This is a genomic window from Acidobacteriota bacterium (genome assembly GCA_039683095.1).
Lineage (GTDB): Bacteria > Acidobacteriota > Aminicenantia > Aminicenantales > Saccharicenantaceae > RBG-16-66-30.
The window spans coordinates 605,597-619,733 of the sequence record JBDKSB010000012.1 but is presented as its reverse complement, the minus strand read 5'-3'; the positions used below and the strand labels follow the sequence as shown (position 1 = coordinate 619,733).

Annotated in this window: 13 protein-coding genes; 7 read left to right on the top strand and 6 right to left on the bottom strand. The window is 69.7% G+C overall.

All coding sequences use genetic code 11. The features are described 5' to 3' along the window. Positions 1-39 precede the first annotated feature (39 nt). The 4 genes from ABFD52_10540 (at position 40) to ABFD52_10525 (ending at position 3,412) form a co-directional block, all read left to right on the top strand. Positions 40-1,149, top strand: a complete 1,110-nt coding sequence (locus ABFD52_10540) for a Mur ligase family protein (GenBank protein ID MEN6561201.1) — start codon at positions 40-42, stop codon at positions 1,147-1,149. Beyond that, on the top strand, positions 1,139-1,573 hold the full coding sequence (pgsC, locus tag ABFD52_10535) for a poly-gamma-glutamate biosynthesis protein PgsC (GenBank protein MEN6561200.1): 435 nt from the start codon (positions 1,139-1,141) through the stop codon (positions 1,571-1,573). Before ABFD52_10540 ends, pgsC begins: the two co-directional genes overlap by 11 nt. Continuing rightward, positions 1,570-2,658, top strand: a complete 1,089-nt coding sequence (pgsW, locus tag ABFD52_10530; protein MEN6561199.1) for a poly-gamma-glutamate system protein — start codon at positions 1,570-1,572, stop codon at positions 2,656-2,658. The genes pgsC and pgsW overlap by 4 nt, the downstream gene beginning before the upstream one ends. A 97-nt stretch (positions 2,659-2,755) precedes the next feature. Next, on the top strand, positions 2,756-3,412 hold the full coding sequence (locus ABFD52_10525; protein MEN6561198.1) for a hypothetical protein: 657 nt from the start codon (positions 2,756-2,758) through the stop codon (positions 3,410-3,412). Between the two features lie 21 nt (positions 3,413-3,433). Here ABFD52_10525 and ABFD52_10520 read toward each other — a convergent pair whose 3' ends face one another. From ABFD52_10520 to ABFD52_10505, 4 genes are read right to left on the bottom strand one after another with little or no spacing between them, the layout of a single operon-like run. Next, positions 3,434-4,585, bottom strand: a complete 1,152-nt coding sequence (locus ABFD52_10520) for a succinylglutamate desuccinylase (protein ID MEN6561197.1) — start codon at positions 4,583-4,585, stop codon at positions 3,434-3,436. Beyond that, on the bottom strand, positions 4,582-4,743 hold the full coding sequence (locus tag ABFD52_10515; protein MEN6561196.1) for a hypothetical protein: 162 nt from the start codon (positions 4,741-4,743) through the stop codon (positions 4,582-4,584). Before ABFD52_10515 ends, ABFD52_10520 begins: the two co-directional genes overlap by 4 nt. Before the next feature lies 1 nt (position 4,744). After that, the gene (locus tag ABFD52_10510) at positions 4,745-6,037 is read right to left on the bottom strand and encodes a C4-dicarboxylate ABC transporter (GenBank protein MEN6561195.1); all 1,293 of its coding nucleotides are present in this window, start codon (positions 6,035-6,037) and stop codon (positions 4,745-4,747) included. After that, entirely contained in the window at positions 6,034-6,606 is a 573-nt protein-coding gene (locus ABFD52_10505) for a hypothetical protein (protein MEN6561194.1), read from the bottom strand. The genes ABFD52_10510 and ABFD52_10505 overlap by 4 nt, the downstream gene beginning before the upstream one ends. A gap of 194 nt (positions 6,607-6,800) precedes the next feature. On the opposite strand from ABFD52_10505, the gene ABFD52_10500 reads away from it, so the two are divergent. After that, positions 6,801-8,888, top strand: coding sequence for a M28 family peptidase (locus ABFD52_10500; GenBank protein ID MEN6561193.1), 2,088 nt, complete (start codon positions 6,801-6,803; stop codon positions 8,886-8,888). 165 nt (positions 8,889-9,053) lie between these two features. On the opposite strand, the gene ABFD52_10495 is transcribed toward ABFD52_10500, so the two are convergent. After that, the gene (locus tag ABFD52_10495; GenBank protein ID MEN6561192.1) at positions 9,054-9,653 is read right to left on the bottom strand and encodes a DUF6305 family protein; all 600 of its coding nucleotides are present in this window, start codon (positions 9,651-9,653) and stop codon (positions 9,054-9,056) included. 133 nt (positions 9,654-9,786) lie between these two features. Here ABFD52_10495 and ABFD52_10490 point away from each other — a divergent pair, with 133 nt between their 5' ends. Next, the gene (locus ABFD52_10490) at positions 9,787-11,421 is read left to right on the top strand and encodes a M28 family peptidase (GenBank protein ID MEN6561191.1); all 1,635 of its coding nucleotides are present in this window, start codon (positions 9,787-9,789) and stop codon (positions 11,419-11,421) included. 55 nt (positions 11,422-11,476) lie between these two features. Continuing rightward, the gene (locus ABFD52_10485; GenBank protein MEN6561190.1) at positions 11,477-12,295 is read left to right on the top strand and encodes a PTS sugar transporter subunit IIA; all 819 of its coding nucleotides are present in this window, start codon (positions 11,477-11,479) and stop codon (positions 12,293-12,295) included. Between the two features lie 20 nt (positions 12,296-12,315). Here ABFD52_10485 and ABFD52_10480 read toward each other — a convergent pair whose 3' ends face one another. Then, a complete protein-coding gene (locus ABFD52_10480; GenBank protein ID MEN6561189.1) occupies positions 12,316-14,100 on the bottom strand; it encodes a M14 family metallopeptidase in 1,785 nt (594 codons plus the stop codon). Positions 14,101-14,137 lie beyond the last annotated feature (37 nt).

Here is a 14,137-nt window from a genome sequence, read left to right as displayed (position 1 = left end):
GGCGCCGAACGTGTGCGGCTCGGCCGGGCGCTCCGGCGGGTGCCGCGCCGGATCGCGGTCACCGGGACGCGGGGCAAATCCGGCGTGACCCGCCTCGTCGCGGCCGGCCTGCGGGCCTCCGGCGCCCGGGTCCTGGCCAAGACCACGGGCTCCAAGCCAGTTCTCATCTTCCCGGACGGTACGGAACGGGAGATCCGGCGGGCGGGGCCGGCCTCGATCCGCGAGCAGGTCCGCCTCGTGGCCCTGGCGGCCTCGATCGGGGCGGATGCCCTGGTCGCCGAGATGATGAGCATCGGCGGCGAGTGCCTGGCCGCGGAGTCCCGGTCCATCCTGCGGCCGGGAACGCTGGCGGTGACCAACGTCCGGCTCGACCACCTGGACGCGATGGGACGGGACAGGGCCGCCGTCGCCCGGACGCTGGCCTCGGCCGTCGCCGGCCGGGCCGAGGTCTTCATCCCGGAGGAAGAGACCGACCCGGCCTTCGCCGCGGCCGCGGCCCGGCGCGGAGCGACGCTCCGCGCCGTCGTCCGGGACGCGGACCGGGACGGGGCGGAGGCCCGGCTGCCGCTCGGCGAGTTCGAACCCAACCGGCGGCTGGCCCTGGCGGTCCTGGAGTCCCTCGGGATCGACCGCCGCGCGGGCGAGGCGGGGATGTCCGCGGCCGCGCCCGACCCGGGCAGCCTGCGCCTCTGGCGCGGCGACTTCGGCGCGCCGCCGCGCCCGGCCGTGTGCGTCAACCTTTTCGCCGCCAACGAGCCGGCCTCGTCGGCCGAATCGCTCCGCGCGGTCGAGGCGAGTCTGTCGTTCGCCGGACGGCCCCTCATCGGCCTCCTGAGCCTGCGCGAGGACCGCGGCGACCGGACGCTCCAATGGATCCGGGCGGCGCGGGAGGGCTTCTTCCTCGGCTTCGCGGCGGTGGCCCTGGTCGGGTCCGCCGCGCGGCCGGCCCGGCGGGGGTTCGGCCGCGCTTCCGGCGCGGATGGCCCGGCCTTCACGCCGGTCGGCGGCCGCACGCCGGCCGAGATCATGGACCGGGTGATGGCCCTGGCGCCGGGCGATCCCGTGGTCGTCGGGCTCGGGAACTTCGTCGGCCCCGGGGAGGACTTGGTCCGCTTCTGGGAGCGAAAGGGGACCGCCGATGCCGGTTGAGACCCTGCTCATCGGACTCCTCCTGGCCGTCCTCTGGGCCGAGCTGACCGATGTTTCGCCCGGCGGCCTCATCGTGCCGGGCTATTGCGCCCTCTACCTCGGCCAGCCGCTCCGGATCGCCGTGACTCTCGGCCTGGCCCTCCTGACCTGGGCCGTCTACCGGCTCCTGGCCCGCCTTCTCATCCTATACGGACGACGGCGCTTCGTCCTGACCGTGCTGGCCGGCGCGGTCCTGGCCCAGGCCTGGAGTCTCGTCCTGCCGTCGCTCTTCAGCGCCCCGGCCGGGCTGCGGGCCATCGGCTTGATCGTCCCCGGCATCCTGGCCTCGAGCCTGGCCAGACAGAAGCCCCTGCCGACCCTGGCTTCGCTGGCCGCGGTCTCGACCCTGACCTATGCCGTGACCGCTCTGGCGGCGCTGCTGTGAAACGCGATCGGGTGACGCCGCGGCCGGCGCTGATCTACGGCGCGGCGGCCCTCAGCCTGGCCTACCTGATGGCGGTCCGGTTCCTTCCGTCCCCGACGCCGCCGCCGGCCGTCCGGGCCGAGGCGCTCGAGGCTTCGCGGCTGATGGCCCGGACCTCCGTCGCGCTGCGGGATTGCCGGGCCCGCCGCGGGCCGGCCCTCGATCCGTCCGCCGACCCCAACGGGACCGGGTTCATCGGCGAGGAAAGGTCCGTCATCACGACCTCGGCCGGCCGCCTCGAGGCGAAGAGGACGACCACCAATCCCGCGTTCGCCGGCCTCGTCGTCTCGCTCCTTCACGAGGCCGGGGTCCGGCGCGGCGACGCCGTCGCCGTCGGGGCCTCGAGCTCCTTTCCGGCCCTCATCGTGGCCACGCTCGCGGCGGCCCGGGCCATGGGAGTCGAGCCGCTGGTCATCTCCTCGCTCGGCGCCTCCGAGTGGGGCGGCAACATCCCCGGTTTCTCCTGGCTGGACATGGAGGATTGCCTTCGCGACAAGGGCGTCCTCGACGTCCGGCCGATCGCCCGGGCCGTCGGCGGCGAGGAGGACGTCGGGCGCGACCTGAGCCCGGAGGGCCGGGCCCTGCTCGCCGCGCGCATCCGGGCCGCCGGCGCGCCGTTCCTCGAGGAGCCCGACCTCGAGCGCAACGTCGCCCGGCGCCTGGCCCTCTACCGGGAGGCCGCGGCCGGGCGTCCGATCAAGGCCTTCGTCAACATCGGCGGCAGCTGGGCCAACATGGGCACGGACGCGGAGGTGCTGAAGGTCGCGCCCGGCCTGGCCGGACGCGTGCCGATCCCGCCGCCGGGCCGCCGCGGCGTTCTCCAGGCCATGGCCGCCGCGGGGGTGCCCGTCATCCATCTGCTGAACGTCAGGGGCCTGTGCGAGCGCTACGGCCTGCCCTGGGACCCCCGGCCCCTGCCCGGGCCGGGCGAAGGACCGGCTTCCCGGCCCGCGGGCTCCCGGGCCCGGACGCTTCTCGCGGCCGCCTATCTGCTGGCAATGGCCACATTACTGGCCATCCGGGGTCGTCGCCAACCGCTCCTTTGACGGGCGCGAAGGGAAACTTCGCCGTTTTTTCAGTTGACAAACGGCCGGTCCGGGCCGAAGATATGCCCAACCGCAAGTATTCACCGAGGGAGGAGTCATGTCCAAGAAAACCCTGGCTGTCCTGACCCTGATCGTGGCCGCCGTCTTCCTGGCGACGTCCGTCGGATGCGTGACCAAGAAGCGCTACCGGACGCTCGAGCAGCAGGACGCCCAGAAGCTGGCCCAGGCCAGCGGCACGATCAACGATCTGCAGCAGAAGAACAGCGCCCTGGACAAGAGCCTGAACGACGTCCAGGCGGCCCTGGCCGGCGCCCAGGATCAGAACAGGCAGCTGGCCGCGGGCGCGGCTTCCCTCAAGGAGCAGGTCGCGGCCCTGGAGACCCAGAAGGCCGAGCTGGACAAGGCCGTGGCCGCCGGGAAAGAGACCGAAGCGTCCCTGACCAAGAAGGTCCGCGGCCTCAACGGCGCCATCGCCGGGCTGAAGAAGAAAGCGGCCGAGATGGAAGCGGCCATCGCCGCCAAGGACGGCGAGATCGCGTCGCTGCAGCAGAGCGTGGCCTCGCTCAAGGCGGCGGCCGATGAGCAGTCCAAGGCCATGGCCGCCCTGAACGCCGACAAGACCGCCCTGCAGGCCACCCTGGACAAGACGGTCTCCGCCAAGAAATCGACCACGCTGATCCTGGGGGTCCTGCTGGCCCTGGCCGTCATCCTGGCCATCGTCGGATTCGCCCGGGGCAAAAAGACGGCGGCCTGACGGATCCCGCCGTTCCGCCGGCTACTCGTAGAAGAGCCGGGAGGGATCGACCGGCCTGGGGTCCTTGAGGAAGACGCCCGTGCCCTTCTCGATGACCTCGCCGTAGCGGGGCACGCCCGTAAGGGCGACGGCCCGGTCCGGATGGTCGCCCGACCAGATCTCGAGCAACTGCAGGACGGTCGAGGTGTGACGTCCGACCCGGACGTCGATGGGCCAGCCCTTTTCGTCGATCTTCTCGAACAGCAGGCCGCGCCGGCCTGCCCGGACGACGAACTGATCCTGGCCGGTGAGCAGGAGCCGGCGGTCCGTCCGGCCCCGCGTCGCGTCGAGGAACGGCTCCGGCGCCTCGAGCAGGAGCGAGATGGCGCCGGTCGCGTCGCCGATCTCGCGGTGCGAGAGGCCCCGCAGGGCCTTGGGCGAGTTCTCGACACCGATGGCGAATCCCTCCAGGCTGCTGATGAACATCGCCGCGGCGGCGGCCAGCTCCGCCCCCTTCTCGTGGGCCACGATCGTGCTGATGACGGGATACTGGAGCTCGGCCTCGTGGAAGTCGATCTCGATGTCGACCTTCTCCCGCCGGATGAGCTCGCAGATGGCGTAGCAGGTTTGCTCGGTCAGGGTGCCGTTCGGCCGGCCGGGGAAGCTCCGGTTGAGGTTGCGGATGTCGACGTAGGCCAGCTGCTGGCGAGACGGGTAGTGCAGGTAGACTTCCGGGTCGGGCCACTGGTCGAGCGGGTTCGACCAGCGGTCGCCCATGCGGAACTTCTGGCCGCCCCACGCGGTCGGGATGGTGAAGTCGGGCGGGTAGGCGCCGCCGACGCGGGTCCCCGTCGTGGCGCTCCGGTTGGCCGACAGGATGACCAGGAGCCGCCCGCGCTCGAGGGCGGCGTTCTCCGTGAAGATCCAGGCGGCCAGGCGCCCGGCCGGCTCCTCCGGGTGGGTGCCGCCGAGGAGCAGGACCGTGCCGCCGGGCTCCTTCCCCTCGAGGACGTAAACGTTGGCGTCGTTGACCGTGCCCTTGATCGGCGGGAAATAGTCCCCCAGCCTGGCCACCCGGGCCAGGGCCGGGCCGGGCACGACAGGCTCGCGCAGGTGCCGGCTCCGGTAGAAGCTCAGCCCGGCGAAGAACGCCAGGGCTGTCCCGACGGCGACGGATACGAGCTTGCGGATCATTTGAGCCTCAGGAGACGCAGGACGAAGGGTATGAGGACGATCATATAGAGGAGCTCCTCCTGCCAGTTCTTCCTCTTGAGGAAGTTCCAGACGAGGAGGAGGGCGACATAGGCGGTCAGGACATAATAAAGAACGGTCACGATCGTATTCATGTTCATGTCAGAACACCGTCAGGAAGGCCAATTTCTTGCTGAAGACCACCATGAGCGTCCCGACGACGGCGATGAGGATCCCCGGCACGATGCAGTATCTCAGGAACCGGCCATAGGGCTCCTTCATGCCGACGGTCGTAGTCGTCAGCCGGCCGATGATGGCCGTCGGGGGGATGGCGTCGCCGAGCGGCCAGATGACGGTCATCCCGGCCAGGGCGACGACCGGGTTGAGGCCGATGGTGTTGAAGAGCAGGACCAGCGGCACGCCGAGAACGGGGGCCGCCCCCCACATCAGCACGGCCTCGGAGACCGGCAGCGTCAGGGCCAGCGTGCCGATGACCACGGCCACCGGCAGCGTGACCGCGGTGATGGCGATGAGGCCGCGGACCCCGGTCAGGGCCATGATCTCGACCAGGATCCCGGCGCAGGTCAGCGTCCCGATGAGCGGCAGGAGTTGGTGAACGGTCTCCCGCGAGGTCCTGAGGACGTCGATCCGGACCGGGGAGAGCAGGAGCGCCGCCAGGGCCGCCGCCGCGAACATCAGCGGCAGGCCGAGGACGGGCAGGCTGAAGGGGAAGACGCGGCCGGCGAGGACGAGGGCGAAGAAGACCAGGAACGGCGTCCCGACCCGGACCCAGTTCATGCGGGGCGGGGCCTCGGGCAGCTCGGCCAGCGCCTTGGCCAGGTCGACGGGCTTGGACTTGGCCCCGAGGATGAAGATGGTCAGCAGGGCCAGCAGGACGCAGGGCACGAGCAGCGGCAGGAAGAAGCCGACGTAGGGCATGTTGACCCCGGCCGCCGCCAGCATGGCCCAGAGGTTGACCGGCGGCGCGGCCGCGCTCAGCCCGGCGATGATGAAGATGATGGCCGCCACCTTGGGCCTGGGGATGTCCATGGTGCCGAGGACGGTGGCCGCCATGCCGCCCATGATCAGGACGGTGACGCTGCCCGCCCCGGTCAGGGCCCCGGGCACGAGCAGGAGCAAGGCCAGCAGGACGAAGAGCATGGCCTTGTGCCGGTGGAAGCGCCGCAGGATGGCCCGGACGACGAACACGGCCGCGCCCGAGTCCTTGAGCAGGTTCATGAACAGCGTGGCCGTGACGAAGATGAGGACGATGTCGAAGTAGGTGAAGGCCCCCTCCACCAGGGCCCGGGCCGGCACGCCGTTGCCCCCGGCCAGCGCCCCGGCCAGGGCGGCGGCGAAAAGGGCCAGCTCGGTCGAGACCTTGAACAGCTTGGCGGCGACAAAGGCCGCGACCATGACGGCCAGGATCAGGGCCGCGGATGTCGTGGCGCTCATCGGGCGGTGACCGTGATCCGGGCGATGCAGGTGAAGGTCTGGGCCGAGCCCAAGTCCCGGCAGATGCCGCGCTCGAGCAGCAGCACGCCCCCCTCGTAATCGTCCCAGCGGAACTTGTCGGCGTCCATGGAGTGGCCGGTCGCGGCGGCGAGCTCGGGGACGCCGGCGGCGACGGGCGGCAGGCCGAGATACTCGAGGACGACGTTGACCGGCCGGATGTCCTTGATGGCCATGTGCTTGCCGCCGCTCATCATGACCAGGGAGAGCGGCGGCCCGGGATCCTGAAAGACAAAGGTCGTGGTCGGCCGGCCGTCGACGTAGCCTTCCCGCCGGTCAAAGGAGTAGTCCCGGGCCCGGACCGGGAACAGCTCCTCCTTGACGGCCTGGAAGGACAGCTTCTCGAGCTTGGTGTGACCGACGTAGTAGAGCGCCAGCCCGAGCAGGGCGGCGACGATGAGGGCCCGGATGATCGTCTGCATGTCGTTCCGGACGATGATGACGACGATCCACAGGATGGACAGGCCGAACAGGATAAGGACGACCGTCTTAGCGGTTTCCGTTGCGACCATGGACCGGACCTCCTTCGGCCCCGTCTTCCTCCCCGTCCCGCGCGGATTGTATCACAGTCGCGCCCCGCCGGGGAATCCTTTTTGGGGGCCGGGCCCGGGGATCGGCGCGCCGTTTTTTCGCCGGGAAGGCGCAACCTTTGCTTTTCGCGCCGCGTCCGGTAGAATGTCCGTCCATCCCGGTCCAGGAGGTCAGCATGAAACGCATCCCGTCCGCCGCCGTCATGGCCATGGCCGCCGGCCTCGTCCTTCTCGGAGCCGTCTCCGCCCAGGACACCCCGCCCCGGCCCGCCCCGAGCGCGCCGCAGGTCCTTCAAGCCGTCGTCAACGAGGCGTCCGGCGAGCTAGCGCTCCAGAGCGAGATCTCGCTCGCCGGGTTCGTCCGGAACCGCAAGGCCGAGGAATACCGGACCGGCTACTTCGAATCCGCCTTCGTCCTCGCGAAGCTGCGGGAGTACGGCCTCGACGAGGCCTTCACGGTCGACCTGCCGGTGCGGGGCCGGACAACCTGGGACGCCGAATCGGCCGAGCTCTGGATGGTCGAACCCGAGCGGCGCAAGATCACCGACCTCGACGCGGTCCCCGCCTGCCTCTGTTCCGGGAGCGAGTCGACGGACACGACGGCCGAGCTCGTCTATGTCGGGCCGGGCAACCGCGAGGAGTGCTACAAGGACAAGGACGTCGAAGGCAAGATCCTGCTGGTCAACGGCTCTCCCGAAATGGCCCGCCGGATCGGGGTCCTGAAGCACGGCGCCGCCGGGCTCGTCGGCTGGTCCTCGAGCCACCCGGAGTTCGACCGGGACGAGGTCGGCTGGAGCGGCCTGCGGCCGGCCGAAAAGGACCGGGCCGCGTTCGGCTTCATGATCTCCGAGCGGCAGGGCCAGGAGCTCCGGGACAGCCTCGAGCGGGGCGAACGCGTCGTCCTCCGGGCCGTGGCCAGGACCCAGCTCGTCGAGGGCTACAAGGACCAGCTGACGGTCGGCCTGATCAAGGGCGCGGAGCGCCCGGACGAGGAGCTCGTCTTCACGGCCCATCTATACGAGGGCTGGGCCAAGCAGGGGGCCAACGACAACGCCTCCGGCGCGGCGGCCATCCTGGAGACGGCGCGCGTCCTGAAGAAGCTGGTGAGCGAGGGCCGGATCCCGCCGCTCAAGCGGTCCGTGCGCTTCCTCTTCGTCCCGGAGATCTCCGGGACAGCGGCCTACCTGCGGCTGAATCCCGACATCCGCAAGCGGATCTTCGCCGACATCAACCTGGACATGGTCGGCGAGGGCCTGGTCAGGAACCAGAGCTACTTCCGCCTCAATCAGACGCCCTGGTCCCTGCCGACCTACCTCAACGACGTCATGGCTTCCTATATCGAGTGGATGGGCGATTCCCAGCGGGACGCCCAGGAGGCCAACTGGACGACGGGCGGCGTGCTGGCCCCGACCGGCTCTCGGGACCCGTTCTATTTCCTCGTCGAGCGCTATTCGGGCGGCAGCGACCACGACGTCTTCGTCGACGGCGGCATCCGCATCCCCGCCGTGCTGATGATCGTCTGGCCGGACCAGTGGTACCACACCAGCGGCGATACGCCGGACAAGTCCGACGCGACCCAGCTCAAGCGGGTGGTCGCGATCTCGGCCGCCGCGGCCGAGTTCCTGGCCAACGCCGGCCCGGCCGAGGCGTCGCGGATCATGGCCGAGATCTCGGCCCGGCAGGGCGGCCGGCTGGGGGAGGACCGGGCCCGGGCCGAGCGCCTGCTCCTGGCGGCCGGCGCGAAGTCGGTCCACGAAGCGGCCAGGGAGGCTCGCGTTCTGGTCAACCAGGGCGCGGCGCGGGAAAAGAAGGCCCTGGCGTCGGTCCGCTATTTCATCCGGGCCGACGCCGGGACGGAGGCCGTGCTCGGCGGCCGGCTGGCCCGGCTCGACGCGGTCCGGGCCGCCGGCCTCAAGGACATCGATGACCTCTACGCGTCCCGCTGCCGGGCGCTCGGGGTCAAGGCCGTGAAGGCGGCCCCGACCGGGGACGAGACGCGGCTGGCCGGACTCGTTCCCGTCCGCGCCGAGAGGGCGGAGGCGACGATGGGCCTGCGGGACGAGATGCGCAAGCTCAACTACCAGCCGCCCCTGTCCATCATGAGGGCCGAGCGGGAGCTCAGGAACTTCATCGACGGCGAACGGTCGATCCTCGACATCCGCGACGCCGCATCGGCCGAATTCGAGCCCCTCGACCTCCTCGAGGTCGAGAAATGGGTCGGGATCCAGGAGAAGCTCGGGCTGGTGACGATCAGGAAAAAGTAGCGGCCGACTTATGCTCTTTGGGCGAGACGCCCTCCGGCTTGGCTCAGGGTATCGCCTCTAGCTCCCCTCCCTGCCGTACATCCCTGGCCGTCTCGAGAGGTTTCCCGGAAATGGGAGAAGAACCAAGAAATAACGCCGCCGGGGCCGTCCCGCCGGTCCTTCGAGCTACTTGGCGAACAGCTTCTCGAGCGTCGGGATCAGGTCGATCGTCTTTTCGAACTCGACGAGCGGGATCTTTTTGGCCTGCGAGATGACCGTGAAGCGGCCGTCGGAGTTCCCTTCCTTGTAGACGAGGAGGATGTTCGAGTTCGGGGCCACGGCGTCGATCGACTGCTCGTCGGTCGTGTCTCCGGCCGCCGCGCCCTGCGAGCGCCGCTTCATGCCCTCGATGTGGGCGCCGATGATCTTGACGCCCTGCTTGCGGGCCTCGGCGATCAGGGCGGCTGTCCGGGCCAGCTCGTCCTCGATCTGGATGCCGGCCGCGCCCATGCCCTTGAGGCTGGCGCCCATGGTGACGATGAGCGTCTTGTAGGGCTTGGCCTTGAGCGTCTCGGGCGTGGCCAGGGGCTCGATGTCATAGGCCAGCTTCAGCCGCTGCAGGACGATCTTGATCGTCGTCGGCCCGTTGCTCTGGCCGCAGGACGTGACGAGGACGGGCAGCTCGGCCCTGGCCTCCGTCGTCTGGGCGGCCAGCGCGAGGGGCAGCAGGGCGGAGACGAGAGCGGCGGCGGCGAGGGCCGCGGCGGATCCATGGAGTTTCGGCATGTCGGGCTCCTTTCTTCGGCCACGGCGGCCGCGAGAGGTCATGTTAGGCCAAAGCGCCCCACCGGTCAACCCGCGCCGCCTCGTTTTGTGCTATAGTCCAGTCCTGATGGCCAGGTCCGGCGCTGGAGGACGCATGAACAACGAGACGATCCGGAAGATCGTTCTGGCCGGGGCGGCGGCGATCCTTGTCGCGTCGCTCTGGTCCTGCCAGGGGGCCCGGAACCGGCAGGAGCCGGTCACGATCGACGAGCTGGCCGCTCATATCCGCGACCTCTCGGCCGACCAGCTCGAGGGCCGGGCCGTGGGCACGCGCGGCATCGAGCTCGCGGCCCGCTACCACGAGGACTATTTCCGGGCCATGGGGCTGGAGCCACCGTTCGCCGGGAGCTACCGGCAATCGTTCCCGCTCGTCGGCACGACGCCCGACCCGCAGGCCTCCCTCGAGATCACCGGCCCGGCCGTGACCCTGGCGCCCGCCCTCCGGGACGAGTTCGTCGTCCTGACCGAGCGCGAGGACGCCCCGCCCGAGGCCGCGGGGGAGCTCGTCTACGGCGGCTATCTCGTCCAGGCCCCCGAGCGGAATTGGGACGACATCAAGGGGATGGACCTCGCGGGCAAGATCCTGCTCGTCGAGGTCAACGAGCCGGGCAATCGGCCCGGCGGCGTCTTCGACGGCGAGGCCATGACCTATTACGGCCGCTGGCCTTATAAATTCGAGAAGGCCGACGAGCTCGGCGCCGCCGGCGTCCTTATCATCCACGACGCCAAGGGCGCGGCCTACGGCTGGGACGTGCTGCGGGCCTCGTGGGGCAGCGAGAACTTCTTCCTGCCGGACCGCCGGCCGCGCCTCCTGTTCGAGGGCTGGATCGCCGGCGAGACGGCGGACCGCGTCCTGGCCGCGGCCAAGCTCGACCGCAAGGCCCTCCGGGAGAAGGCCGAGACGCCGGACTTCGCGCCCGTGCCCCTGGGGCTGACGGCCAAGGTCCGGCAGCGCCAGGCCTTTCGCACGGTCGAGGGCGTCAACGTGGCCGGGATCGTCCGGGCCAAGGCCCCGGCCGCGACGAAGCGGACCATCGTCCTGTCGGCCCACTACGATCATTTCGGCCGGGACAAGACCCTGGCGGGCGACCAGATCTTCAACGGGGCGGTCGACAACTGCTCGGCCTCGGCCGCGCTGCTGGCCCTGGCCGGCTACTACGCCCAGCGGCCGGAGAAGCTCAAGGACGATCTGTGCTTCGTCGCCGTTACGGCCGAGGAGCAGCTGCTCCTCGGCTCGGACTTCTTCGCCCGCAACCTGCCGTTCGACCGGAAGAGCGCCGTCGCGGACATCAACCTCGAGATGGTCAACGTCTGGGGCGAGACCGAGGACGTCTTCGCCGTCGGGGCCGACCAGTCCGACCTCGACGGCGTCTGCCGCGAGGCCGCGGAGAAGCTGGGCCTCCGCTACACCTCCGAACGGAACCGGGAGCTCGGCTTTTTCTATCGCTCCGACCAGCTCAGCTTCGTCCGGGCCGGCATCCCCGGCGTCTGGCTCAGCCAGGGGATCGTGGCCAAGGGCCCGGACAAGGGCCTGGTCCAGAGGAAGTTCGGGGACTACCGGGCGACCAGGTACCACAAGGTGACCGACGAGGTCCAGCCCGACTGGGACCTCCGGGGGGCGCTCCAGATCGTCGGCTGGGCCCAGGGGATCGTCGACCTGCTCCAGGACCGCGAGGCGCTGCCGCAGTTCTCGCCGCTGAGCCCGTTCAAGCGCGCTGACGCCAAGTGACGGCCCCCCCCGGGCCATTGGCTTTTTCGGCCGGCTGTGCTAGACTTCTAAGAGCATGGATAAACCCGCTTTGCACATTTCCCGCTTCTCCGATTATCTCAAACCCAACCAGGTCGTTTTCGACCTGAAAAGCAAGGACAAGGTCGAGGCCATCGAAGAGCTTCTCGACGTGCTGGCCAGGCAGAAGCTCATCGACAACAAGAAGCTCGTTTTGACCCGCATCATCGACCGCGAGAACCTCGTCTCCACGGCCATCGGCTACGGCGTCGCCCTGCCGCACGCCCGCGTGGACTCCGAGGGCCAGATCGCGGTCGCGGTCGGCCGGTCGGATAAGGGCATCGACTTCGACGCCCACGACGGCCAGAAGGTCCACCTGATCATCCTCGTCGTCTGGAACCCGACCCTGCCCGGGCTGTTCAACCACCTTTTCGCCGGCCTGGCCCGCTTCCTCATCCGGCCGGAGAACCGCAGCCGGATCATGACGGCCAGGGACAAGGCCGAGCTCTACGACATCCTGTCGGGGATCGAGTTCCGCTTCATCCACGAGGAGAAGATCGTCAGCCGGGCCCGCCTGCTCAAGAAGCTCCAGGAGATCGAGCTCAAGAGGAAGAAGGCGACCAAGGAGCAGCAGAAGGAGCTCCAGAAGCAGGCGGCCATGATCCGGGAGGAGTTCGACAAGGACGTCCTGTCCCGCTTCGACCGGCTGATGGAGCGCTACGGGTTCGCCGTGGCCGACGCCCTCGACGGGGTTTGCCAGAGCTGCAACATCAACATCTCGACGCAGATGTACTCGGCCATGGAAGAGTCCAACGACATCTACGTCTGCGAGAACTGCGGCAAGTACCTCGTCTCGGCGAAGAAGAAAAAGAAGTAAGGCTCTTTCCGGAGCGCGTACTAATCGATCCCTTCTGACGGCAGGTTCACCGGCGCGCAAAGCTTGTACACGGGGTAGGTCTGCGGGCTGCGGCCCCACTGGGCGACGATGTCACGGTCGAAGAAGTTCCAGAGGAGCAGTCCGTCGTCGCTCTCCGGCTCGAGGAGGCAGGCGGCCAGCCGGCCGAGCGGCTGGGCCGTCCGGACGAGCAGCGTGCCCTTGGGGAAGTCCCGCTTCTCGACGGCATAGTCTCCCTTGACCGAGTCGGTCCGGTGGCCCTGGTAGAGGCGCTCCGCTCCCTTGACCTCCTTGATGCGGAAGGCCTCGGCCTCGAGGGCCGCCGGCTCGGTCAGACGCTCGACGGCGACGCCGTGCTGGCGCAGCTTGCCGAGGACCTCCGTACCCCCGGCCGTTATCAGGTAGGCGAAGGGCAGCCGAACGGAGCGCTTGGGCTCGAAGTCGGCGTAATAAGGCATGGTGTAGGTCTTGGACCTGTCGGTCGGCCGCAGGCGCGGGAAGGGTCCGGCGGGTGATCCTTCGGCGGGCGCGGCCGGGGCTTCCATCTCGTAGCCGAGGATCGAGATCGTGCCGGGCAGGGGCCGGACCTCGATGTCGAGCCCGAACGCGCCGGCCTCGGCCGGGGCCAGGCCGGCCTGGATCGTCCGGGCGTCGGCGTCGGCCACGAGCTTCTGGATCTCGGCGGCGTTGGCGCCGCAGTAGTCGAGCAGGGCCTGGAGCATGTGGTAGTTTCCGGCGACCCGGGTCCTGAAGTCGGCGTAATTGTAGTTCTCGATCAGGACGGAGAGGCGGCCGCGCAGGCCGATGTAATTGGTCATGTAGCGGGGCTCGGGGCCGAAGGTCCGCCAGCCCTTGCCCATGTCCCGGAAGTCCATGGGGTCGCCGTAGGGGACCGCGAGGGTGCCGTATTTCTTCTCGAGCGCGGCGTCGACGGCCGGCAGCATCCTGTCGCGGGCGTACTTCAGTACCGCGGCGTCGCCGTTCGGGCAGAGCGGCCAGGAGTAGGTGACCGGCTCCTGGTGGAAGGAGCCGTCGGTCGTGTGGCAGTCGACGAGAAGGGCCGGGTCCCAGCGCAGCAGGACGTTGCGGACGAGGCCCCGCATCTCCGGGCTCTCGAGCTTCATGGCGTCGCGGTTGAGATCGAGGTTCTGGCCGTTGTGGCGGACGCCCGAGCCCTTCTCCGGGCCGACCTGGCCGTAGCGGTTGCGGGGGTCCATCTTGTCGTTGCCGTCGGCGTTGAAGATCGGCGCGACGAGCAGGACGATCCGGTCGAGGTAGGGCAGCTTGGGATCGAGGAGGATGTCGCGGACGAGCATCAGGGCCGATTCCTTGCCCTCGACCTCGCCGGCGTGGATGTTGGCCTGGATATAGACGACGATCCGCTTGTCATAGCGCAGGGCCAGCGGGTCGCGGGGGACCGGCTTGCCGATGACCAGGAGCGGGATGTCCCGCCCTTCGGTCGACGCGGCGATCGTCTCGACCCGGACGAGGGGGGAAAGCTCCTGGAGGCCGCGGATGAAGGCCATGACCTCGGCGTAGGTCGAGGTCGCGGCGTAAGCGGAGGCTTCGGCCGTCGTCACCGGGCCGGAAGCCGGCGGCGCGGGCGGCGGCGGAACCGGGGGGACCGGCGGCAGCGGAAAAGGCTCGCCCTGCGGGCCCTGGCCCTGGGCTCCGCTAGGGGTCTGCGGCTTGGCCGGAGGCGTCTGGGCGGACGCGGCTGGCGGGACGAGCGAGGCGGCGAGGGCGAAAAGGGCTAGAGAGCCAAGGATCCGGGCGGTCTTCTTCATAGGAACCTCCATGGTTTGGACGACCGGGGGCCGAGTT

What these genes read in the sequence shown, in the direction of transcription:
- pgsC (MEN6561200.1), top strand. Translation starts at nt 1,139, where the DNA reads ATGCCGGTTGAGACCCTGCTCATCGGACTCCTCCTGGCCGTCCTCTGG.
- ABFD52_10525 (MEN6561198.1), top strand. Translation starts at nt 2,756, where the DNA reads ATGTCCAAGAAAACCCTGGCTGTCCTGACCCTGATCGTGGCCGCCGTC.
- ABFD52_10520 (MEN6561197.1), bottom strand. Translation starts at nt 4,585, where the DNA reads ATGATCCGCAAGCTCGTATCCGTCGCCGTCGGGACAGCCCTGGCGTTC.
- ABFD52_10515 (MEN6561196.1), bottom strand. Translation starts at nt 4,743, where the DNA reads ATGAACATGAATACGATCGTGACCGTTCTTTATTATGTCCTGACCGCC.
- ABFD52_10510 (MEN6561195.1), bottom strand. Translation starts at nt 6,037, where the DNA reads ATGAGCGCCACGACATCCGCGGCCCTGATCCTGGCCGTCATGGTCGCG.
- ABFD52_10505 (MEN6561194.1), bottom strand. Translation starts at nt 6,606, where the DNA reads ATGGTCGCAACGGAAACCGCTAAGACGGTCGTCCTTATCCTGTTCGGC.
- ABFD52_10500 (MEN6561193.1), top strand. Translation starts at nt 6,801, where the DNA reads ATGAAACGCATCCCGTCCGCCGCCGTCATGGCCATGGCCGCCGGCCTC.
- ABFD52_10495 (MEN6561192.1), bottom strand. Translation starts at nt 9,653, where the DNA reads ATGCCGAAACTCCATGGATCCGCCGCGGCCCTCGCCGCCGCCGCTCTC.
- ABFD52_10490 (MEN6561191.1), top strand. Translation starts at nt 9,787, where the DNA reads ATGAACAACGAGACGATCCGGAAGATCGTTCTGGCCGGGGCGGCGGCG.
- ABFD52_10485 (MEN6561190.1), top strand. Translation starts at nt 11,477, where the DNA reads ATGGATAAACCCGCTTTGCACATTTCCCGCTTCTCCGATTATCTCAAA.
- ABFD52_10480 (MEN6561189.1), bottom strand. Translation starts at nt 14,100, where the DNA reads ATGAAGAAGACCGCCCGGATCCTTGGCTCTCTAGCCCTTTTCGCCCTC.